Below are 23,938 nucleotides of genomic sequence, written 5' to 3' on the forward strand. Positions count from 1 at the left end.
AACAAATTAAAACACAGATCACACTTAGCCTTACACAAGAGGCATCCATTAAATGTTACTTACAAAAATATGACATAGATCTCACCGACTTAAAATATAGAGTAAAAACACTAAAAAACAACTCATATCCATTAATTATCAACAAGTTAATTAAATTAAAAATACAAAAATCAAAACCATGCCAAATTCATCTGGTCTGAACAGATCATAGTGGCCTCTGGGAGCATTGTATCGACCACTCACCTCGGGTAGCCTGCTCAACCATTAAACAAATTCACACGTTTTCTTTGCGGATACCGACTTGTCGTTTAGTCAGACTTTGAACAGGATTTTAATGGACATCGCCTCAACATTTGAATGCCACCGTCGCGCATGAAACACCTCCCCCACACTCGTAAGTCAACGCACTTCGAAAAACTAATTTCTATCTGGTTGCCGCCACTCAGCAACCTGAATTTTCAGCTGCGCTTCCCTAAGTCTGTTTCAGATTTTCTTTCTATAGCTTTAAAAGCGCAGCCTCAAAACACGACATCACTTTCTGTGATTTCTAGTGGAGACTCATAATGAGCCAACCCGAGACAAATACACCGGAATCAGTCGACGATTCTCGACTGAATAAACGCCTTAAAGATATGCCTGTCGCTATCGTTGGTATGGCGAGCATGTTTGCAAACTCTCGCTACCTGAATAAATTTTGGGATCTTATCAGCGAAAAGATCGATGCGATTACTGAAGTACCAGATACGCACTGGCGTCCAGAAGATTACTACGATTCAGATCGTACTACGCCAGACAAGTCTTACTGTAAGCGCGGTGGTTTCATCCCAGAAGTAGACTTCAACCCTATGGAGTTCGGTCTTCCGCCAAATATCCTAGAACTGACTGATACTTCACAGCTGCTTTCTTTGATCGTTGCAAAAGAAGTACTTGAAGATGCCAAGCTGCCTGAAGGCTACGATCGCGATAAGATCGGTATTACACTCGGTGTAGGCGGTGGTCAGAAAATCGCTCAAAGCCTAAATGCTCGTCTTCAATACCCTGTTTTGAAAAAAGTCTTCAAGAGCAGTGGTATCAGCGACGACGACAGCGAAATGCTGATCAAAAAATTCCAAGACCAATACATCCACTGGGAAGAGAACTCATTCCCTGGTTCATTGGGTAACGTAATTTCAGGTCGTATTGCTAACCGCTTTGACCTTGGTGGCATCAACTGTGTAGTAGATGCTGCGTGTGCAGGCTCTCTAGCCGCAATGCGTATGGCTCTAAGTGAGCTGGTTGAAGGCCGCAGTGAAATGATGATCACAGGTGGTGTGTGTACTGATAACTCACCAACCATGTACATGAGCTTCTCTAAAACACCTGCGTTTACCACCAATGAAACCATTCAACCTTTCGACATCGACTCAAAAGGCATGATGATTGGTGAAGGCATCGGCATGGTTGCTCTTAAGCGTCTTGAAGATGCAGAGCGCGACGGCGACAGAATCTACTCAGTGATAAAAGGTGTCGGTTCTTCTTCGGATGGTAAGTTCAAGAGTATTTACGCACCTCGCCCTGAAGGACAAGCAAAAGCACTAAAACGTGCTTACGATGATGCTGGTTTCGCACCGCACACGCTTGGCCTATTAGAAGCGCACGGCACAGGTACAGCAGCGGGTGATGTGGCTGAATTTGGTGGCCTAAACTCAGTGTTCAGCGAGAACAATGAAGAGAAGCAACACATTGCGCTAGGCTCTGTGAAATCTCAAATTGGTCACACTAAATCAACTGCGGGTACTGCAGGTTTAATCAAAGCGGCATTAGCACTGCACCACAAAGTACTGCCGCCAACGATCAACGTATCGGCTCCGAATCCTAAGTTGGATATCGAGAACTCACCGTTCTACCTAAACACACAAACGCGTCCTTGGATGAAACGTGTCGACGGCACACCACGCCGTGCAGGTATCAGCTCATTCGGTTTTGGTGGCACTAACTTCCATGTTGTATTGGAAGAGTACACGCCAGAGCACGCTCGCGGTGACAAATACCGTCAGCGCCAAGTACCGCAAACACTGTTATTCAGCGCGGAATCTCGTCAAGCACTGATCAATGAGCTCAACCAGGTTTCAACTCAAGCTGCAGACGCTGTGTTCAAACTGGAAGCGCTTGCTGAGCAGCACGCTCTACGCGAAGTTAACGCTAAGCACGCTCGTCTTGGTTTAGTTGTAACTGACCAAGCAGACCTTCAAGCGCAACTGACTCAGGCTGTTTCTATGCTTGAGAGCCAAACCAAAACACATTGGCAGATGCCAAACGGTACTAGCTACCGTGAGTCGGCACTGATTGCAGAAAATGGTGCAGGTAAAGTGGCAGCACTATTTGCCGGTCAAGGTTCGCAATACCTAAACATGGGTCGTGAGCTTGCGTGTCACTACCCAGAGATGCGTCAACAGCTTGCTCAAGCGGATCAAGTATTTGGTCAGCACAAGAAAACGGCTCTGTCGCAAATTCTGTTCCCAATTCCAACTTTCACACCAGAAGCAACCAAAGCTCAAGAAGCGGTGTTAACCAACACGGCCAATGCTCAAAGTGCGATTGGTACTGTGTCTATGGGTCAGTTCGACATCATGACTCAAGCTGGCTTCAAAGCCGACATGGTCGCAGGCCACAGCTTTGGTGAGCTAAGCGCGTTATGTGCATCGGGTGTTATCTCGCAAGACGATTACTACCAGCTAGCTTTCGCTCGTGGCGATGCGATGGCAGCGACACCAGAACAAGGCGACAGTGGTACGATGTTTGCGGTCATCCTAGACGCAGACAAACTTCCAGCCGTTGAAAGCTGCATCAGCCAATTCGAAGGCGTGAGCATTGCCAACTACAACGCTCCGACTCAACTGGTTATTGCAGGTCCAACTGCGACGGTTCAACAAGCAGCGCAAGCGCTAACAGAACTAGGCTTCAAAGCGATTGCTCTGCCAGTGTCTGGTGCTTTCCACACACCGCTTGTTGCTCACGCTCAAAAACCATTTGCTTCTGCAATTGACAAAGCTTCATTTAGCGCTCCAACGCTGCCGCTTTACTCGAACGCAACGGGCAAACTGCACAGCAAAGACGCTAAAGCGATCAAGAAAGCGTTCAAGCAACACATGCTGCAATCGGTTCGTTTCAGTGAACAAATTGAAGCGATGTATGAAGCCGGTGCGCGTGTATTCGTTGAGTTCGGTCCGAAGAACATTCTTCAAAAACTGGTTGAGAAAACATTGGCTGATAAGAACGAAGAGCTTTACGCAATCAGTATCAACCCAAGCCCTAAAGGCGACAGTGACCAACAGCTTCGTTTAGCTGCGGTTCAACTGTGTGTGGCAGGTGTTTCATTAGACAACATTGACCCTTACCAAGCTGACATTGCTGAACCTGCAAAGGCATCACCAATGAACATCAAGCTGAATGCAACCAACTACATCAGCCCTGCTACTCGTAAGAAAATGGATCAATCATTGGCTTCGGGCAACGTCACCGAAAAGACTGAGATTGTTGAAGTGAAAGTTGAAGTCGAGAAAATCGTGGAAAAAGAAGTGATTAAAACAGAAATCGTTGAAGTACCTGTGGCTGCTCCTCAAGCTTCAAATGTACAACAGTCAACTGCTCCAGCACCAAGTGCACAAGTAGTAACAGCAGCTCAGCAGCCACAAGTGGCGCAATCTGCACCAGCGACTATTCAGCCAGCAGCTCAAGTAACAGTTGATGAATCTTCACTGCAATCGTTCTTCAATGCTCAACAACAAGCAGCAGAAGTACATCAGCAATTCTTGGCGATTCCTCAGCAATACGGTGACACATTCAACACCCTAATGTCTGAGCAAGCGAAAATGGCAACAGCAGGCGTAGCAATTCCTGAGAACCTACAGCGTTCTATGGAAATGTTCCACCAGCACCAAGCTGAAACGCTAAAAGCGCACGCTCATTACCTAGAAATGCAAGCGCACAGCAACAACTCAGCACTTAATATGCTGACGCAAGGTTCAGTACAAACGGCACAACCAACCTTCGTTGCGCCAGTAAATGCTCAACCAGCGATTCAAGCTCCAACTACTCCAGCAGCTATCGTCCAACAGGCGGTAGCTCAAGTACAGACTGCTCCTGTACAAGCTCAGCCTGTTCAAGCTGCGCCGGTTCAAAATACAACAACTCAGAAAGCTCCAGTACAGAAAACCGCTCCTGCTCCACAAGTAGCGGCTCAAGCGGCAGCGCCTGTTGCAGCTCAACCTGTGCCAGTTAAAGCGCAACCGGCTCCTGTGGCTGCACCAGTAGCAGTACAATCAGCAGATGCTGAGAAAGTGATGCTAGAAGTGGTCGCCGAGAAAACGGGTTACCCAACAGAAATGCTTGATCTAGAAATGGACATGGAAGCAGACCTTGGTATCGACTCAATCAAGCGCGTAGAGATCCTTGGTACCGTTCAAGACGAAATGCCGAATCTACCTGATCTGAACCCTGAAGATTTAGCTGAGTGTCGTACTCTTGGTGAAATCGTCGAGTACATGAACAGTAAAAGCATGAACAGCAAGATGCCAGCATCAGCGCCTGTGGCAGCACAGCCAAGCGCAACTGCTCCTGTTCAAGCCGCTAACGGTCTTGATGCGAAAGTCGTTCAACAAACCATGCTAGAAGTGGTTGCTGAGAAGACAGGTTACCCAACGGAAATGCTTGATCTAGAAATGGATATGGAAGCAGACCTTGGTATCGACTCAATCAAACGTGTTGAGATTCTTGGTACGGTTCAAGATGAACTGCCTACTCTTCCAGAGCTAAATCCTGAAGACTTAGCAGAGTGTCGCACTCTTGGCGAGATCGTTGCTTACATGAACAGCAAGCTTCCGGCTTCTGCTCCTGTAGTCGCTCAAACTGCAGCAACTTCAGTTCAAGCAGCTAGCGGTTTAGATGCCGCTGTCGTTCAGAAAACCATGTTAGAAGTGGTAGCAGAGAAGACGGGCTACCCGACTGAAATGCTAGACCTAGCAATGGACATGGAAGCTGACCTTGGTATCGACTCAATCAAGCGTGTTGAAATTCTAGGTACGGTTCAAGACGAACTACCGACTCTTCCAGAGCTAAACCCTGAAGACTTAGCTGAATGTCGCACTCTAGGCGAAATCGTAGCCTACATGAACAGCAAGCTTCCGGCTTCTGCTCCAGCAGCTCAAGTATCTGCACCAGCGCAAGCAGTCTCAAACGGTTTAAACGCCGAGCAAGTTCAAAGCACAATGTTGAGCGTAGTGGCTGATAAAACGGGCTACCCAACAGAAATGCTAGACCTAGCAATGGATATGGAAGCAGACCTTGGCATCGACTCAATCAAACGTGTTGAGATCCTTGGTACGGTTCAAGACCAGCTACCAACATTGCCAGAGCTGAACCCTGAAGATCTAGCTGAGTGTCGTACACTAGGCGAAATCGTTGCTTACATGAACAGCAAGCTAGGCGCTAATGAAGCTCCTAACGCAGCGCCTGCTCCAGAAGCAGCTACAGCCTCAGTAGAAAGCGCAAGCAACGACCTAAATCCTGCTCACGTTCAATCAACAATGATGGAAGTGGTTGCCGACAAAACAGGCTACCCAGCAGAAATGCTCGACCTAGCGATGGACATGGAAGCAGACCTTGGTATCGACTCAATCAAACGCGTTGAGATCCTAGGTACGGTTCAAGACCAGCTACCAACGCTGCCAGAACTGAATCCTGAAGACTTAGCTGAGTGTCGTACGCTTGGTGAAATCGTTACCTACATGCAAAGCAAGCTATCCGCTGCTGCACCCGTAGCGACTCCTAAAGCTGAATCAGTAACGCCTATCGCAGAAACAGCGACAGCGGAACTTCCTCCACACAATGAGGTAGCGCTAAAAAAGCTACCAGCGGCAGATAAACTCGTCGATTGTTTCTCAAAAGACGCTTGTGTCGTGATCACAGATGATGGTCACAACGCCGGTGTTCTAGCAGAAAAGTTGACCGCTAACGGCATTCAAGTTGCCGTAGTGCGTAGTGCCCTTTCTGCCGCGTCACCTTTAAACAGTGAAATCGCAAGCTACACACTCAACAGCGTCGATGATGCTGGTGTGACTGCGGTTATTAACGACATCGAAGCAGACCTTAAAACGTCGAACAAAGTGATTGCTGGCTTCATTCACCTACAAGCTATCGTTGATGCAAAACAAAGCAACGAGCAAGCGGTTAACTTGAATGCAGACTCAAGAGCTTCGCTAACCACAGCGTTCTTGTTCGCGAAGCACCTAAATGGCCAACTGAATGCTGTTTCTGGTCGCAGCGTGTTCTTCACGCTAAGCCGTATCGATGGTGGCTTTGGTTACCTAGATACTAAGCAACTAGCAAATGCAGAACTTAACCAAGCCGCGTTGTCTGGTCTAACTAAGACACTGAGCCATGAATGGTCAAACGTATTCTGCCGTGCATTAGATGCTGACGCTTCGATTGATGCTCGTCACCTAGCTGAAGCTATCACAGGCGAACTGTTCGATATCGATACCAACACGGTTGAAATCGGCCTTAGCCATGCGGAAAACGGGGAATCTGGTCGTGCAACATTGATTGCGACAACACCAGGTGATGCGCAAACCAAAAACGCAGGTGCTCAGCTCACCAAGAGCGACAAAGTTCTGGTGACGGGTGGCGCTAAAGGCGTGACGTTTGAATGTGCACTGACACTTGCTAAGCAATGTAAGTCTCACTTCATTCTTGCAGGTCGTAGTAAGCATATTACTTCAGCTGAGCTACCTCAGTGGGCACAAGGCAAGCAAGAGAAAGAGCTAAAACCAGCGGCTATCGCTCACCTACAAGCAACAGGTGACAAACCAACGCCGAAGAAAGTTGATACCTTGCTAAAACCGGTATTGAGCAGCCTTGAAATCAACGCAGCACTTGCCGCTTTCAACGAGATTGGCGCGAGCGCTGAGTACCTAAGCCTAGATGTATCGAACCATGAGTCGGTAGCGAAAACACTGGCGAATTTCGACGGCATCACGGGTCTTATCCACGGTGCAGGTGTACTGGCTGACAAACACATTCAAGACAAAACACTTGATGAACTGAACATGGTTTACGGCACGAAAGTGGGCGGACTAGAAGCGGTTCTTGGTGGTCTTGATAGCAGTAAGCTAAAACTGATTGCGATGTTCTCTTCGGCGGCGGGCTTCTACGGAAACACAGGCCAAAGTGATTACTCAATGTCTAACGAAATCCTAAACAAAGCGGCTCTGCAACTGTCTGCTCGCTACCCTCAAGCGAAAGTGATGAGCTTCAACTGGGGACCGTGGGACGGTGGCATGGTCAACGCAGCACTGAAACGTATGTTCACCGAGCGCGGCGTGTATGTTATTCCTCTTCAAGCAGGTGCAGAACTATTTAGTTCTCAACTGCTGAACGAAACTGGCATTCAACTGCTGGTTGGTACTAGCATGCAAGGTTCTGACAACAAGGAAGATGCTGTAAAAAAGCTTAATGCGGAGTCTGTGCATCTTGCAGAGAGTCCGCTGAATAAAAGCATTACTGTGACACGTAATCTTGATCCTAAGGCATTGCCTTTCATTCAAGATCACTGCATTGCCGGTAACCCAGTGTTACCGACAGTGTGTGCCATTCAATGGATGCGTGAAGTCGCTGAGCAACTGTTAGGGGTGAACGTTAGCGTTCACAACTACAAACTGCTGAAAGGTGTGATTTTTGATACTGATGAAGTGCAAGAGCTAACGCTTGTCTTGTCTGCAGACACTAAGAAGCCGTCCTCTGATGCTAAATCAAAAGGTCAGCTAAAAGCAGTGATCAGTTGCCAAGGGCGACCACAGTATCAAGCTCAGTTGCAAGTTGCCTCTGTGCAAGTGTCTGAAGATGTTCAACAAGCGTCGACAAAGCGCTTTGAAGCCAACACTTCAGCACCTGTAACAACGGCACAAGCTTTATACAGCGACGGCACTCTGTTTCATGGACCAAGACTGCAAGGTATTACCTCAGTTGAACGTTTTGACGACTTAGGCTTATTGGCTCAATGCCAGTTGCCTCAGATTGAAAACAGCGACTGCGGATCATTTATTCCTAAGCAAGGTTTTGGTGATAGCCAGCCATTTGCTGAAGATTATCTGTTGCAAGCCATGCTGGTATGGGCTCGATTGAAGTACGGCGCGGCAAGCCTACCGTCTGCAATCGGTGAGTTTATTTGCTACGCACCGATGCACAATGGTGACCAAGGTTGGCTAGAGCTGAGCGTAATAAAAAGCACGGCTCGTTCACTGCAAGCTGATATCTCGCTTTACCACCAAGATGGTCGTTTAAGCGCAGTAATAAAAGGTGCCAAAGTCACTATCAGCAAGAGCTTAAATGACGCATTTTTACCGAAATCTAGCTCAGCAGTGTCGAAGAAAGAGGCGACTAAGAACCCAGAAAAGGAGCAATTGTCATAGTGACTGTTCCTACTAATAAAGCGATGCCATTGCGCATCGCTCTTTTAGCTCAGCCAGCAAACGTGGCTGAGCTTTCTGCCGACTTATTCCCCTCGTTCCCTGAAATGGTTTCTGTTGTGGTTGATGGCAATTTTAATCAAGCACTTACTCAAGCAATTGAGGCAGTCAATCAAGGTAATGTCGTTAAGCTTGGTTTGGATTCTCACTCACCATCATTGTTGATGTTGAGTGCACTGACCGCTGCTCAGAATAAGATTCATCCACACGCTTATCTAGCGAGTTTTGTAGATGCAGCTACCGAAGATAGCGTTCAGCTTTCTCTGGATATTGCGCGCCGCCCCGCGACAGATTTAAGCCATCAACAACAATATTCTGCACTTTCTGCTTCGCTGCAGTTTGATGAATTGTTGAGTATGGTTAATGCGATATCGAGCCGTTCATTACCGAGCCGTTCATTGCCGAGCCATTCATTACCTAACCATTACTGGTTCACTGAGCCGAACAAAGCACGTGTTGCTGCGTTAACTTTCAGTGACGATAGCCCAAAAGCCACCAGCCTGATATTGACTCAAGCGACCGGTTTGCACGAACCAAAGCCATTGCTATCCAGCGAGCGTTTGATGTTTGTGGTTTCTGGCAATGACCAAGCCGAATTGGTTTCTCAGCTAGCTTCACTAAGAGCAGAGCTTAAATGCGTTGACGAAGCGGCAGACCGCGAACTTGCTATCGCCAGCTTGATGCATTCAAACCTAAGCCATTTCCAAAGCGCTCAACACAATATTGGCCTTGGTACGAATATCGTGATTCAGGCGGCTTCAATTGATGCTGCACTACAAGAGATCACAGCGCTAGAAAATGCGTTGCCAAAAGTAATGGCTGACAATAGCCACTACAAAACGCCAGCAGGCAGTTGTTTCTCACCGAAGCCTCAAAGTAAAGGTGGCGTTGCATTTGTTTACCCTGGTGTTGGCACGGTTTATCCCGGTATGTTGCGCGAATATCACCACCATTTCCCACAGTTATTTGCTCGTTTAGAACGTGAAGGTAACTTGAAAGAGATGCTGCAGGCTGACAAAACCTACGCTGAAGATTCGCAAGAAATGTCGCTCAGTGAATTGGCAATTGCAGGCGTCGGCAGTAGTTATCTGTTAACACAACTGCTGTGTGATGAATTCAAAGTGCAGCCAGACTTCGCCTTGGGTTACTCCAAGGGTGAAGCTTCCATGTGGGCCAGCTTAAATGTTTGGAAAAACCCACATGCGCTGATTGAGATGACTCAAACCAGTCCTATCTTCACCACGGCTATTTCTGGTGAACTCACCGCAGTGCGTCAAGATTGGCAGCTAAACAGCGACGAAAGCATCCAATGGAATAGCTTTGTGGTTCGCAGTGATGCACAAGCGATTGAGGCTCTGTTACCAGAGTTTCCGCGCGCTTATCTCGCTATCATCCAAGGTGATACTTGCGTGCTAGCAGGTTGTGAAAGCACATGTCGTGCATTGCTCAAGAAACTGGGTAAACGTGGCATTGCCGCTAACCGTGTTACTGCAATGCACACCACGCCAGCGTTGAGCCAGCATAGCCAAGTGCAAGAGTTTTACACGCAACCACTGTTCGACGAGTTGCCAAAGCATATCCGCTTTATCAGCGCAGCAGGTCTACCGACTGGCGCACCAATCAATATCGACAGCGACAGCATCGCCCTTTCGATTGCCGACACTTTCTGTTCAACGCTGGATTTCACCGCGTTGATCCAGAGTGCACGTCAACAAGGTGCTCGCCTGTTTGTAGAAGTCGGTGCCGATCGTCAAACCAGCACATTGATCGACAAGATCAATCGTGGTGACAACGTAGCCGACCAATACTGCACAATCACTTCCAATGCCAAAGGCGGTGACGATATTGTCACGCTCATCAAATGCATTGGTCAGCTCATTACTCATCAAATTCCACTGTCTGTCGAGCCCCTTATTCAAGGGCTAGAACAACAGATCACCACCGCTAAGCAATTAAGTGGTGTGTCTAAAGGCAGCGCAGTGAATCATCAAGGAGAGCTAGTATGAGTTCTCAATCGAAGCCATCTCAATATCAAGCTCAAGCTCAGAACAAACAGCAAGTGAAGTGCAATAAGATCGCGATTGTCGGTATTGCTAACCAATACCCAGAAGCTGATACGCCAAAAGACTTTTGGCAAAACTTGCTGGATAAAAAAGATTCTCGAACCACATTAAGCGCTGAAAAGTTAGGTGCTAAACCTGAAAGCTATCAGGGCGTGCAAGGCGAATCAGACCGCTTTTACTGTGACAAAGGCGGCTACATCGAAAACTTCAATTTCGATAACAATGGCTACCGCTTAACAGCAGAATCATTCAACGGTGTTGACCAAAGTTTCCTATGGGCTTTGGATACCAGTCGTAAGGCGTTAGTCGACGCTGGCATTGATTTAAATGCCGATGTTTTAGAGCGCACAGGCGTGATCATGGGTGCCCTTTCGTTCCCAACCACACGTTCAAACGACTTGTTTCTGCCGATGTATCACTCGGTAGTCGAAAAGGCACTACAAGCTAAATTGGCTAATGACCAGTTTTCACTGCTACCTACCAATGAAACCGCGCAAGACCTCAATCCTATCAATGGTGCTGCAGCACATAACGCCTCTAAGTTAGTGGCTGATGCATTGGGTTTAGGTAACGTACAACTGAGTCTAGATGCCGCATGTGCAAGCTCAGTGTATTCATTGAAGTTAGCGTGTGATTACTTGAACACAGGCAAAGCCGACATGATGTTGGCAGGCGCGGTATCTGGTGCTGACCCATTCTTTATCAATATGGGTTTTTCCATCTTCCACGCTTACCCTGACCACGGTGTGTCGGTTCCGTTTGATAGCAACAGTAAAGGTCTGTTTGCTGGCGAAGGTGCGGGGGTTTTAGTCCTAAAACGCTTAGCTGATGCAGAGCGTGATGGCGACAATATTTACGCAGTCGTCAGCGGTATTGGCTTGTCGAACGATGGCCGAGGCCAGTTCGTATTAAGCCCAAACAGCAAAGGACAAGTCCAAGCCTTTGAACGCGCTTACGAGGCTTCGAACTTATCACCAGACAGCATTGAAGTGATTGAGTGTCACGCAACCGGCACACCATTAGGTGACAAGGTTGAGTTAACCTCAATGGAGCGTTTCTTTGCTGACAAATTGAATGGTTCTAACCCGCCATTAATTGGCTCTGCGAAGTCCAACCTCGGTCACTTGCTGACTGCGGCAGGTATGCCAGGGATCATGAAAATGATCTTTGCGATGAAAGAAGGTGTACTTCCTCCAAGTATTAATTTGGACAAGCCACTATCGTCGCCAGAAGGTTTATTTGGTTCACAGACTCTGCCAACACAGGTTCAACCTTGGCCAAGTAAAGCGGGCAACCCAGAGCGCTGCGCAGGTGTTTCTGTATTTGGTTTCGGTGGTTGTAACGCACACTTACTGCTTGAAGCGTATTCTGACACCAGTCATATAAACCAGACCCTAGAGTCAGCGTCTCCAAGCCTACAGCCGTCTAATTTAAGCATTACTGGTCTAGCGTCTCACTTCGGTTCTCTGCAAAGCATCAATGCGCTAAGCACCGCGATTGAGACCAACAACGATGCTTTCATTGCCTTGCCTAAGAAACGCTGGAAAGGCTTAGACCAACATCCAGAATTACTGAATCAGTTTGGTTTACACGGCATTCCAAATGGCGCGTACATCGATCAATTCGATCTAGACTTCCTTCGCTTCAAAGTGCCGCCAAATGAAGATGACCGTTTGATCTCTCAGCAGTTGCTACTGATGAAAGTCGCAGACGAAGCGATCAAAGATGCCAAGCTCGTAGCAGGCCAAAAGGTTGCAGTACTCGTTGCGATGGAAACAGAGCTTGAGATGCACCAATTCCGTGGACGCGTAAACCTGCATAGCCAACTGGCTGACAGCTTTGCCAACATGGGTATTGAGCTGACACAAGACGAATACCAAGCGCTAGAAACCATCGCGATGGACAGTGTGATGGACGCAGCCAAGCTGAACCAGTACACCAGTTTCATCGGCAATATCATGGCTTCACGCATCTCTTCATTGTGGGACTTTAACGGCCCTGCCTTTACGATTTCAGCCGCTGAACAGTCAGTTGCTCGTTGTATCGATGTCGCACAAAACCTCATGTCGCAAGAATCTATGGATGCCGTTGTAATTGCAGCCGTTGACCTTAGTGGCAGTGCAGAACATGTGATTCTGAAGAACAGCGTGAGCCCAGTGTCACTTGCTCCAAAATTCGGACAACCGCAAGACGGCTGTTGGAATGTGGGCGAAGGCGCAGGTGCAATTGTTCTTGTTGAAGAGAGTCGAGTGGTGAGCAACCAAGATACGGCTTACGGCAGCATCAACGTATTGGCTTTTGGTTCAAGCGAGAATAACAACGCCGTTGTTGATGAGTTACTGACTCAAGTTGGTATCAGCTCGAACGATGTTTCTCTGCTTGAACTTAACCATGCACCACAGTCTTCATCTCATCAGTCTTCATCTCTAAGTTTAGGGAACACAAAGACGACTCAAGCAAGTCAACGTGTGGGTCATTGCTCTGCAGCTTCTGGCATGGCAAGCCTGCTACACGGTCTGCTCAACCTTAACCTTGCACCTCTGAATCCGAATATCAGCTCTAAAAATGCGATTGTTGCCAACATCAGCGAAGGACAATGTTCACAGCTGCTACTAAGCCAATCGGGTGTTGAATCTCAATCACTTTCTGTTCGTTTAAGCAGTGAACTGGCGAGTGATGCTAAACGTCAATTAGTTAAGCAAGTGACATTAGGTGGTCGCGATATCTATCAACATATTGCCCAAACCCCAGTGACTAACTTAGCAACGATTCAACAGAAAGCTTCTGGCAAACAAGCAGCAAGAGTGGCGTCTATTCCAACGACAGCAAGCATTCAAGCAGCACTTGCGCAAAAAGAGTTAGAGAAGAAAGCATTAGCGCAGAACGCGGTAGAGCCAGTCATCGAAACTCCTAAATCAGTATCCCCTACTCTGGCGCCAACTCGCCACAGTCAGCTAACAGGTAACCACAGCAATATGACTCATGTCCTATCCGCTAAAAATGGCGCGTCTCAAATCGACGCTAATACGGATGCAGCATTACAGCCGTCTGTAACACCACACAACCAAGCTTTTGCTCAAAACCAACAAGTAGCGCAGCAAGTACACAAAGCATTCCTGCACACTCGTGCCCAAGGCATGCAAATGGCTGATGCACTATTGAAAGCACAGTTAAACGCAGTGACATCTGGTTTAGATAGCAATGCCATTTCTCTACAAACGAATGGTCAGCAAACATCAGCTCAGCCTGTTCAAGCTCAATCAACTCAGGTTCAGTCAACACCAGTCAAAGTACTTGCAACGCCAGCACCAGTAAAACCTATCCGTAAGCCATGTATCTGGGATTACGATGATCTGGTTGAATACGCTGAAGGCGATATTGCGAACGTATTTGGCCCTGATTACGCGATCATCGATAGCTATTCGCGCCGCGTTCGTTTGCCAACCACCGATTACCTATTGGTATCTCGTGTAACCAAGCTCAACGCGACCGTTAACGAGTACAAGCCAAGCACCATGACTACGGAATACGACATCCCAGTTGATGCGCCGTATCTTGTTGATGGTCAGATCCCTTGGGCTGTTGCAGTTGAATCTGGTCAGTGTGATCTAATGCTGATCAGCTACCTAGGCATTGATTTCGAAAACAAAGGCGAGCGTGTTTATCGCCTGCTTGATTGTACGCTGACTTTCCTTGGCGACTTGCCTCGTGGTGGCGATACGCTGCGTTACGATATCTCAATCAACAACTTTGCTCGCAATGGCGACACGCTGCTGTTCTTCTTCTCGTACGAATGTTTCGTTGGCGACAAGATGATCCTCAAAATGGATAACGGCTGTGCGGGCTTCTTCACGGACGAAGAGCTAGCAGATGGCAAAGGTGTGATTCACACTGAAGATGAAATCAAGGCTCGTAAGCTTGCAACTAAGCAACGCTTCGACCCTATGTTGCACTGCCCTAAAACCCAGTTTAACCACCAAGAACTGCGTCATCTGCTGACTGCCAACATTGCAGAATGTTTTGGTCCAACTCACCAATCCAATAGCCACCAGCCTTCTCTATGCTTCAGCTCAGAGAAGTTCATGATGATCGAAAAGGTTAGCCGTGTTGAACCGCAAGGCGGCACATGGGGACTTGGTCTGATTGAAGGTCACAAGCAACTAGAGCCTGAACACTGGTACTTCCCTTGCCACTTCAAAGATGACTCGGTAATGGCTGGTTCTTTGATGGCAGAAGGTTGTGGTCAACTGCTTCAGTTCTTCATGATGCACCTTGGCATGCACACGCTTGTTCAAAATGGTCGTTTCCAACCGCTTGAAAATGCCCCTCAACAAGTACGCTGTCGTGGTCAAGTTCTACCACAATCGGCAGAACTTACTTACCGCATGGAAGTGACTGAGATTGGTCTAAGCCCTCGCCCATACGCAAAAGCTAACATCGATATTTTGCTCAACGGCAAAGTGATCGTTGATTTCCAAAACTTGGGTGTGATGATCAAAGAAGACGACGAATGTACTCGTTACCTGCCTTCTTTAGAAACAGCTGTCGCGACCCCTGTTATCGAAAGCTTGGACCATAAAAGCTTGGGCCATACGCCAGCAGTGAACCAACAAGCTTCAGCAAATGCGCCATTGATGGCTCAAATTGAAGACCTAGAAACGGCACCAAACAAAGGTGTCGTTCCTCTTCAACACGTTGAAGCGCCGGTAACTCCAGATTACCCGAACCGCACACCCGATACGGTTCCATTCACGCCTTATCACATGTTCGAATTCGCGACTGGCGATATCGAGAAATGTTTCGGTCCTGATTTCTCTATCTACCGTGGCATGATTCCACCACGTACTCCGTGTGGCGACCTACAGCTAACTACTCGTGTTGTTGAGATCGACGGTAAGCGTGGCGACTTCAAGAAGCCTTCATCGTGTATCGCTGAATACGAAGTGCCAGAAAATGCATGGTACTTTGATGAAAACAGCCACCAGACCCTAATGCCTTACTCGGTATTGATGGAGATTTCACTGCAGCCAAACGGCTTCATCTCAGGCTACATGGGCACCACACTGGGCTTCCCAGGTGAAGAACTGTTTTTCCGTAACCTAGACGGCAGCGGAAAAATGTTGCGTAACGTCGACTTACGCGGCAAAACGATCACCAACGATTCTCGTCTGCTTTCAACGGTAATGATGGGCACCAACATCGTACAGAGCTTCAGCTTCGAACTGAGCACTGACGGCGTACCTTTCTACCAGGGTACAGCGGTATTTGGTTACTTCAAAGGCGCAGCCCTGAAAGATCAGCTGGGTTTGGACAACGGTAAAGTAACTCACCCTTGGCACGTTGATAACAACCGTACACCGGATGTAAACATCAACCTACTAGACAAAACGACGCGTTACTTCAATGCACCCGTTTCTGCTACTGGTGAAGTGCAAGAGCACTACCAACTGGCTGGCGGTCGCTTGAACTTTATCGATACGGTGCAGATCACCAGCGATGGTGGTAAAGACGGTCTGGGTTACCTATACGCTGAGCGTACGATTGACCCAAGCGATTGGTTCTTCCAATTCCACTTCCATCAAGATCCGGTAATGCCAGGCTCTCTAGGTGTCGAAGCGATCATCGAGCTAATGCAAACCTACGCGCTGAACAAAGATCTCGGCGCTGGCTTCCGCAATCCGAAGTTTGGTCAAATCCAATCTGAAGTGAAATGGAAATATCGTGGTCAGATTAACCCTCTGAACAAACAGATGTCTCTGGATGTACATATCACGGCAATTAAAGACGAAGACGGTAAACGTATCATCGTTGGCGACGCAAACCTGGGCAAAGATGGTCTGCGTATTTACGAAGTGAAAGACATCGCGATTTGTATCGAAGAAGCCCCTGCGAACGATAAAGCATAAGCCGCCATTAGTGACAGAGAACTAGGAAAGAATTTAGTATGACAACTCAAACTACAATCAATAACGAAAAGCTATCTCCGTGGCCTTGGCAGATCGAAGAGAGCACAACTCGCTTTGATAACGCAGCAATGTCGACAATATTGAAAGACTTAAGCCTTGCTTGTTACGTCGTGAACCACCCAGAAAAAGGTTTAGGCGTAAGCCAAAAATCTGAGATTGCATCGGGCGACTCAGCAAGTGCAGCGAACAGCCAGCCTGTTAGCGCTTTTGCTCCTGCACTCGGTACACAAAGCTTGGGCGACGAAGATTTTCGTCGCTGTCATGGCGTGAAATACGCTTACTATGCAGGCGCAATGGCAAACGGCATTTCATCTGAAGAGTTGGTGATTGCGCTTGGCCAAGCTGGCATTCTTTGTTCATTTGGCGCGGCGGGCTTAATCCCGTCTCGCGTTGAGCAAGCGATCAACCGTATTCAAGCAGCACTGCCAAACGGTCCTTATGCGTTTAACCTGATTCACAGCCCAAGCGAACCCGCTCTAGAGCGTGGCAGTGTAGAGCTGTTTTTGAAGCACAAAGTGAAAACGGTTGAGGCTTCTGCCTTCTTAGGTTTAACACCGCAAATCGTTCACTACCGTGCCGCGGGCCTTAGCCGTGATCCACAAGGTGAGATTCAGATCGGCAACAAAGTTATTGCTAAAGTAAGCCGTACTGAAGTCGCGAGTAAGTTCATGCAACCAGCTCCAGCTAAAATGCTGCAAGCTCTAGTTGATGAAGGTCGAATCACAGCAGAACAGATGGAACTGGCACAGCTGGTTCCTATGGCTGATGACATTACCGCAGAAGCCGATTCTGGTGGTCACACCGACAACCGTCCGCTAGTAACACTGCTACCAACGATTCTAGCGCTGAAAGAGCAAATCCAAGCTCAGTATCAATTCAAAACACCGCTACGTGTCGGTTGTGGTGGTGGCGTAGGTACACCTGATGCTGCTCTAGCGACGTTTAACATGGGTGCGGCATACATTGTTACCGGTTCAATCAACCAAGCGTGTGTTGAGGCTGGCGCGAGCGAACACACACGTAAGCTGCTTTCGACAACTGAAATGGCTGACGTGACTATGGCTCCGGCAGCAGACATGTTCGAAATGGGCGTGAAACTACAAGTGGTTAAGCGTGGCACCTTGTTCCCAATGCGTGCCAACAAACTGTATGAGCTATACACACGTTACGACTCGATTGAAGCAATTCCAGTTGAAGAACGTTTAAAGCTAGAGAAGCAGGTATTCCGTTCAACACTGGATGACATTTGGGCAGGGACTGTGGCGCACTTTAACGAGCGCGATCCTAAACAGATCGAACGCGCTGAAGGCAACCCTAAACGTAAAATGGCGTTGATCTTCCGTTGGTACTTGGGTCTTTCTAGCCGTTGGTCAAACACCGGCGAACAAGGTCGTGAGATGGATTACCAAGTATGGGCAGGCCCGGCACTTGGCGCATTCAACGCATGGGCGAAAGACAGCTACCTAGATGATTACCAGCAGCGTAATGCAGTCGACCTAGCAAAACACCTAATGCACGGCGCAGCCTACTTGGCTCGTGTTAACCTGCTGACTTCGCAAGGTATCAAGCTTGATCCTGAACTAGCACGCTGGAAGCCGACGCAAAGAATGGCTTAAGTGCCGAGTAGCTAGCTAAATTTTACCAAATAAAAAAGCGACATTAATTAGGTCGCTTTTCTTTGAATCATCGAAATGTCATTGCAGTCGTTGGTTATTTGATCGCTTTATTTAGCTTCTCGCCAACCACATCTAAACGCCAACCTTGCATAACATCTGGCAGCTTTTCAGGATTGCGATCGTACTTCCAAATCCAGCTTAACACTTGATTAAGTTGCTTCTTCGACGCCAAAAACTCAGTCGCTAAACCACTGTGTTGCGATGCTGTTTTCACTTCATCTTTCAACACTTTGAAGAGTTGCTTGTAACCTGGGTAGTCCATTAAACGTTCTACTGGCGCAGGGTACTCTTCTTCTGGCGTATGCTCAGCTAACTTAACGATTGAACTGATTTTAGCGCCATGGCGACGTACAGAGCGGTAATCAAAACCTTCTTGCTCCATGTGCTTAGGGTCTTTCATCGCAAAACGCGCCACAGCCCATAGGTCTTGTTCTTTGAAGACAAAGTTCAGCGCTAAGTCACGCTTAATCGCTTCTTTTAAACGCCAAGTTGCTAGCGGTCTTAAAATAGCTAGCTGCTGAGGCTTTAGCTGCCACGCGCCTTTAATATCAAGGTAAGCGTTATCTGGGTTTGCTTTACGGATGCGCTTAGCCACTTGTAAATCAGACTCTTGCTGTGCCGCTTCCCACCAGCCCGCTTCCATCACTTTTTCTAGAAGCTTGTTGTACATTGGCATCAAGTAGTGAACGTCTGCTGCTGCGTAGTCGAGTTGCTTTTGAGAAAGCGGACGCGCTAGCCAGTCGGTGCGAGATTCACTCTTATCTAGGTCAACGCCTACAAACTCTGAAACGAGAGCTGCAAAGCCAGTTGAAAGACCATGACCTAAGAAGGCTGCCATGATCTGCGTATCAACCATTGGCGTTGGCGTACAGCCAAATGCGTTCTGGAACACTTCTAGATCTTCGCCACACGCGTGCAAAACTTTCAGTACTGAAGTATCTTTCAACAGCCCAACAAACGGGGTCATTTCATCAAGAGCAATAGGATCAATCAGTGACAGCGTTTCACCATCAAATAACTGAATTAAGCCTAATTGAGGGTAATAGGTTCTTGTACGAACGAACTCTGTATCAAGCATAACAACATCGGCTTCACGTGCTTGTTGGCAAACTCGCTCAAGGTCTTTCACTTGGGTAATGATTTGATAATCCACAAAAACTCTCACTGATTTTACTTTGATCGCCGGATACAAAAATGCCGACATTAACTGTCGGCATTCTAACACCATTTTTCAGCGCTCGCTTAGATTAAGCGCCTGAATGGTTTCGAGGGCTAATTTCTCGCAAACCCGAGCACTACTCGCTTGCGCGTTTGGCAAGCTCTGCGTCGTTTTCTTCACGAAGCACTCGGCGCAAGATTTTACCTACATTGGTTTTTGGTAGTTCTTCACGGAACTCAATCAATTTAGGGATCTTGTAACCTGTTAGGTGTTCACGACAGTGCGCGATAATGTCTTCTTTGGTTAGGCTCGGGTCACGTTTCACAACGTAAATCTTAACCAGTTCACCTGACACTTCATGAGGTTGGCCGATAGCCGCAACTTCTAACACTTTGCCGTGTAGAGCCACTACATCTTCAATCTCGTTCGGGTAAACGTTGAAGCCCGACACTAGAATCATGTCTTTCTTACGGTCTACGATGTACAGCAAGCCTTCGTCATCAAACTTAACGATGTCACCTGTCGATAACCAACCGTCTTGATCGATCACTTCTTTGGTCGCTTCTGGACGCTGCCAGTAGCCTTGCATCACTTGAGGACCACGGACCTGCAATTCGCCCACTTGGTCATTGCCAACCACTTTACCTTCATCATCAACAATACGAACTTCTGTTGATGGTACTGGTAGGCCGATTGCACCTGTGTAGTCTTTCAGATCGTATGGGTTACCTGTGACCAAAGGAGCACATTCAGTTAAACCATAGCCTTCAAGTAGGTGGACACCTGTCGCTTTCTTCCATTGCTCAGCAACAGCGCGCTGAACCGCCATACCTCCGCCAACAGACAGACGCATGTTACTGAAATCCAACTCGTGGAAATCTTCGTTATTCACTAGCGCATTGAACAAGGTGTTTACGCCAGTAATCGCGGTAAACGGAACTTTTTGTAATTCTTTAATAAAGCCAGGAATGTCACGAGGGTTAGTAATCAAAAGGTTACGGCCACCCATCTCAACAAACAGTAAGCAGTTCACTGTCAGTGCAAATACATGGTAAAGCGGCAATGCCGTTACCACCAATTCACGGCCTTCTTGTAGCACAGGGCTGTATGCCCCTTTCGCTTGAAGTACGTTCGCAATCATATTGCGGTGCGTTAGAATTGCGCCCTTCGCTACACCCGTTGTACCACCTGTGTACTGTAGGAATGCGATGTCATCACCCGCCATAAACGGCTTCACATATTGAAGACGACGGCCTTTGTAAAGTGCCTTTCTGAATGAAATGGCACCCGGTAGATCGTACTTAGGCACCATCCCTTTCACGTATTTCACTACGAAGTCGACAATCGTACCTTTCGCTCGTGGCAACATTTGCCCAAGGCTAGTGAGTACAACGTGTTTAACCGGAGTTTTATCAACGACTTTCTCCAGTGTGCTCGCAAAGTTAGAAACGATAACAATCGCCTTTGCGCCAGAGTCATTCAGTTGGTGTTCAAGTTCACGAGGTGTGTACAGTGGGTTGACGTTCACTGCAATCATACCTGCACGCAGTACACCAAACAGTGCAATTGGGTATTGCAGCAAGTTTGGCATCATCAGCGCGACACGATCGCCTTTCTTCAGTTTTAGATCATTCTGCAAGTAAGCAGCAAAAGCACGACTGCGCTCTTCAAGCTTACGGAATGTCATAATCGATCCCATGTTCTCGAATGCAGGTTGGTCGGCGAACTTCTGTACCGACTGTTCAAACATTTCAATGAGAGATTGGTACTGATCTGGGTTGATCGTTTCTGGTACGTCACTTGGATAACGTGAAAGCCAAGGTTTATCCACGATGTTACTCCTCGTTTATCAGCTGACGACTGCTTCGCCGCTTTTTATCATTGCGGTATTACAGCACAGCTTTAGTGCATGAGCACTAAAAGGCTCAAACACTTGTTTAAATTTTGTTAACTACACCAAGAATTAGCTCTGAAACTAGCTCTGGGCTCTCTAAATGACAATGATGTCCGCCAGGAATCGTCTCTATATTCAGAGGACTATGCGCTGATTTGTAGCGATTATGCTGCAAATGTCGGAATCCATCATTCCCTAGGATTATTAATTGAGAGCATTCAATAGCCGCCATAATCGCTTCAGCGTGCGCCTGTGACATTCGATATAACGAGTCACATTTTAGATTAGGGTCGCATCGCCATTGCCAAGAGTTCTCAAACTCGACAATACCTCGCTCAACAATAGGAGCGATTAATTCAGCATTAATTTGGTTGGCGTGAGCTCTCAGCTTAATAGCATCCTCAAGACTTGCCAGAGGACGTGAAGGCTTTCTTCGCTGTCGAAGACGACTAAGTACCCCATCCCTCAAGCGAGAGACTGTTTCGTGGGGAGCTTCAGAAAGAGGTCCGTGACCTTCAATTTGAATTAATCCTGACACCTTTTCAGGAAAGGCGGCACTATAGCAACTTGCTATCAATGCACCAAGTGAATGTCCTACCAGCACCAGTCTGTTTGGCGATAATTTGGTCACTAGCTGGTGCAAATCATCAATATAGTCGTGAAATGGGTAGTAACTCCCCGACTTATGCGACGAGAAACCGTGCCCAAAAAGATCGATCGCAACCAAGTGAGTATCTGGAGAAAGCTTAGAGACTTGCTGCATGACCTGAGTAAAACTTGCGGAATTGTCTAGCCAGCCATGAATAAAAACGACCGTCGTTACGGTCGTTTGTGGGTTGCCAATCTGTTGTGTTGCAAGTGTCCCGCTCGCAAGGGAATATGACTGTTCAATCATTGATAGTATGGTGTCCCTGTCATTGGGTATGTCGAGTTAAGGTTCGACTATTGCACATCTTGAATCACACGCCCTGACTTAGGCATGGTTTGAAAGCTGCGACAATGTAAACTGCGGCAAGAGTAGTAAGTTGGCGCAAAGTCATTAATAACCACTCTTTCAGTGATCTGCCATAAACGTTGATTGTAGACATTCATGACTGGGAAAGTGTAAGGGTATTCACCAACCATACCGTCTTCAGTGCTATTTGATGTGCCAACTAAAGTAACTAAACGACCCTCAGCAAAGCTCAATGGTTCAACATAGCCGTCAATGTAACCAACAAAACGTCCTTTTGGTTCGGCATCAATATCAGGCTTACCACTACTAGAGATAGGTAAGTTCACCACTTCAACACGCGTTTTATCTTTCAGATTAGTGACTTTAGCAATCACGCCACCCAAACGAACATCACCGGCATCCGGTAGTGTGTTTACCCACTCTTGGTAGTCAGTTACCACCTGTTCTGAGTTTGCATTAAGTTCTTTAGGTAAAGAGGAGCACCCCATCACCATCGTAGAGAAAGCGACAAGGAAAAATAAGCGAGATTTAGATATGAGAGAATACATAATGCAGCTCCTTAGAGCAGGATAAATGAAAACACAAAGCTAGATATAAATATCGACCCCAATTAGCTTTGCAAGTTCCTCTTTTTTAGCTTGATTCATCACATCCATATACTCCTCCATCGCACGTCGTCCGCGCCCTTCTGGAAGATCATATTGAATCTGAGCCTTGTGAATTTCAGATTCTTTGACCTGGCGAATAGAATGCGAGACAGCATTCGCGACCTTTGTTGGCTGACCAACAGAGGTCTTTGCATCACCTTTTTTTACCTCATTCTTTTTGTTGGTTCGATTGGTTTTAGATGTATTGCCTATCGAAGAAGGAGGTAAGCCGTTGATTGAAACCATGCTTAAAGAGTTTATTACCTGACTTTAATGATTGTGTATCTAATTTTAATAACGGCTCTACAAAATAAACTGCAGAGCCAAAGTAATACGTATTTACTCGCGACCAGGCAGTTTTTTCCAAGTCACTTTATCACGTAGGTAAACCGGCTCAGACTCTTCAGCAGCAACCGCTTTGCCTTCAGCATAAGCAAATTGAGCAAGGAACGCCATGTCTTGAGCTTCTGGGAATAGCACTTCACACGCTTTGGTGTTGATCGCTAGTGTGTCCATGTGCTCTGCATATGCTTCCCAACCTGTGCCTACTTTCGCCCATGTGTTGGAGTCCGCTTCAAGCTGTTCAGCCAATTCGCTTGGAGGCGTTACACATTCCGCATCGACCGCAGTCCAAAGACCATCATCTTCACGGCTGTAACGAGCCCAGTAAACTTCACTCATGCGAGCATCAATTGCTGTTGCAACATGAGTTTCGCCAAATTTACGGTAGCTGCCTTGCGCCATCGCTGCCAGTGTAGACACACCGATCATCGGCAAATCAGCACCAAAAGCTAAGCCTTGAGCAATACCAATGCCAATACGTACACCGGTGAAACTGCCCGGGCCTTGGCCAAACGCGATCGCGTCGATATCGGTTAAAGCAACATTCGCTTCTTTCAGTACTTCATCAACCATAGGTAGAATTTTTTTCGTATGGTCTCGAGGTGCCTCTTCGCTACGTGCGAACACCTGGTCACCAATTACTAGTGCAACTGAACAGTTTTCAGTTGCGGTATCTACTGCAAGAATTTTCGCGCTCATTTGTGTCTCAAATATTCGTTATCTAATCTAAAA

General features: G+C 47.3%; 11 protein-coding genes. 5 read left to right on the plus strand and 6 right to left on the minus strand.

The genetic code is table 11. The features are described 5' to 3' along the window. Positions 1–372: 372 nt before the first annotated feature. The 5 genes from OCV30_RS22910 to pfaD are packed head-to-tail and all read left to right on the plus strand — an operon-like array spanning position 373 to position 18,149. Positions 373–564: a hypothetical protein gene (locus OCV30_RS22910; protein ID WP_081324588.1), complete on the plus strand. Its 192-nt coding sequence runs from the start codon at positions 373–375 to the stop codon at positions 562–564. Next, positions 564–8,447: a type I polyketide synthase gene (locus OCV30_RS11095; protein ID WP_065679324.1), complete on the plus strand. Its 7,884-nt coding sequence runs from the start codon at positions 564–566 to the stop codon at positions 8,445–8,447. The genes OCV30_RS22910 and OCV30_RS11095 overlap by 1 nt, the downstream gene beginning before the upstream one ends. Next, on the plus strand, positions 8,447–10,510 hold the full coding sequence (locus tag OCV30_RS11100; RefSeq protein WP_065679325.1) for a PfaB family protein: 2,064 nt from the start codon (positions 8,447–8,449) through the stop codon (positions 10,508–10,510). Before OCV30_RS11095 ends, OCV30_RS11100 begins: the two co-directional genes overlap by 1 nt. Next, positions 10,507–16,473 carry a hotdog fold thioesterase gene (locus tag OCV30_RS11105; RefSeq protein WP_065679326.1) on the plus strand — a complete coding sequence of 1,989 codons (5,967 nt, stop codon included), beginning with the start codon at positions 10,507–10,509 and terminating at the stop codon, positions 16,471–16,473. Before OCV30_RS11100 ends, OCV30_RS11105 begins: the two co-directional genes overlap by 4 nt. Before the next feature lie 38 nt (positions 16,474–16,511). Continuing rightward, positions 16,512–18,149: an eicosapentaenoate synthase subunit PfaD gene (gene pfaD / locus OCV30_RS11110; RefSeq protein WP_065679327.1), complete on the plus strand. Its 1,638-nt coding sequence runs from the start codon at positions 16,512–16,514 to the stop codon at positions 18,147–18,149. Between the two features lie 94 nt (positions 18,150–18,243). On the opposite strand, the gene rnd is transcribed toward pfaD, so the two are convergent. The 6 genes from rnd to tsaB all read right to left on the minus strand — a co-directional run bounded on the left by rnd (position 18,244) and on the right by tsaB (position 23,905). Next, positions 18,244–19,362 (minus strand): ribonuclease D, encoded by a 1,119-nt coding sequence (rnd, locus tag OCV30_RS11115; RefSeq protein WP_032500282.1) that lies wholly within the window; start codon positions 19,360–19,362, stop codon positions 18,244–18,246. 142 nt (positions 19,363–19,504) lie between these two features. Then, on the minus strand, positions 19,505–21,199 hold the full coding sequence (fadD, locus tag OCV30_RS11120) for a long-chain-fatty-acid--CoA ligase FadD (RefSeq protein WP_009847299.1): 1,695 nt from the start codon (positions 21,197–21,199) through the stop codon (positions 19,505–19,507). A 106-nt stretch (positions 21,200–21,305) separates the two neighbouring features. Then, a complete protein-coding gene (locus OCV30_RS11125) occupies positions 21,306–22,157 on the minus strand; it encodes an alpha/beta fold hydrolase (protein ID WP_065679328.1) in 852 nt (283 codons plus the stop codon). 47 nt (positions 22,158–22,204) lie between these two features. After that, on the minus strand, positions 22,205–22,765 hold the full coding sequence (locus OCV30_RS11130; protein WP_009847301.1) for a Slp family lipoprotein: 561 nt from the start codon (positions 22,763–22,765) through the stop codon (positions 22,205–22,207). A 39-nt stretch (positions 22,766–22,804) separates the two neighbouring features. Next, positions 22,805–23,110 carry a hypothetical protein gene (locus OCV30_RS11135; RefSeq protein WP_009847302.1) on the minus strand — a complete coding sequence of 102 codons (306 nt, stop codon included), beginning with the start codon at positions 23,108–23,110 and terminating at the stop codon, positions 22,805–22,807. A gap of 93 nt (positions 23,111–23,203) precedes the next feature. Beyond that, a complete protein-coding gene (gene tsaB, locus OCV30_RS11140) occupies positions 23,204–23,905 on the minus strand; it encodes a tRNA (adenosine(37)-N6)-threonylcarbamoyltransferase complex dimerization subunit type 1 TsaB (RefSeq protein WP_065679329.1) in 702 nt (233 codons plus the stop codon). Positions 23,906–23,938: the final 33 nt, after the last annotated feature.

This window comes from Vibrio atlanticus, from assembly GCF_024347315.1.
In the GTDB taxonomy this organism is placed as follows: Bacteria; Pseudomonadota; Gammaproteobacteria; order Enterobacterales; family Vibrionaceae; genus Vibrio; species Vibrio atlanticus.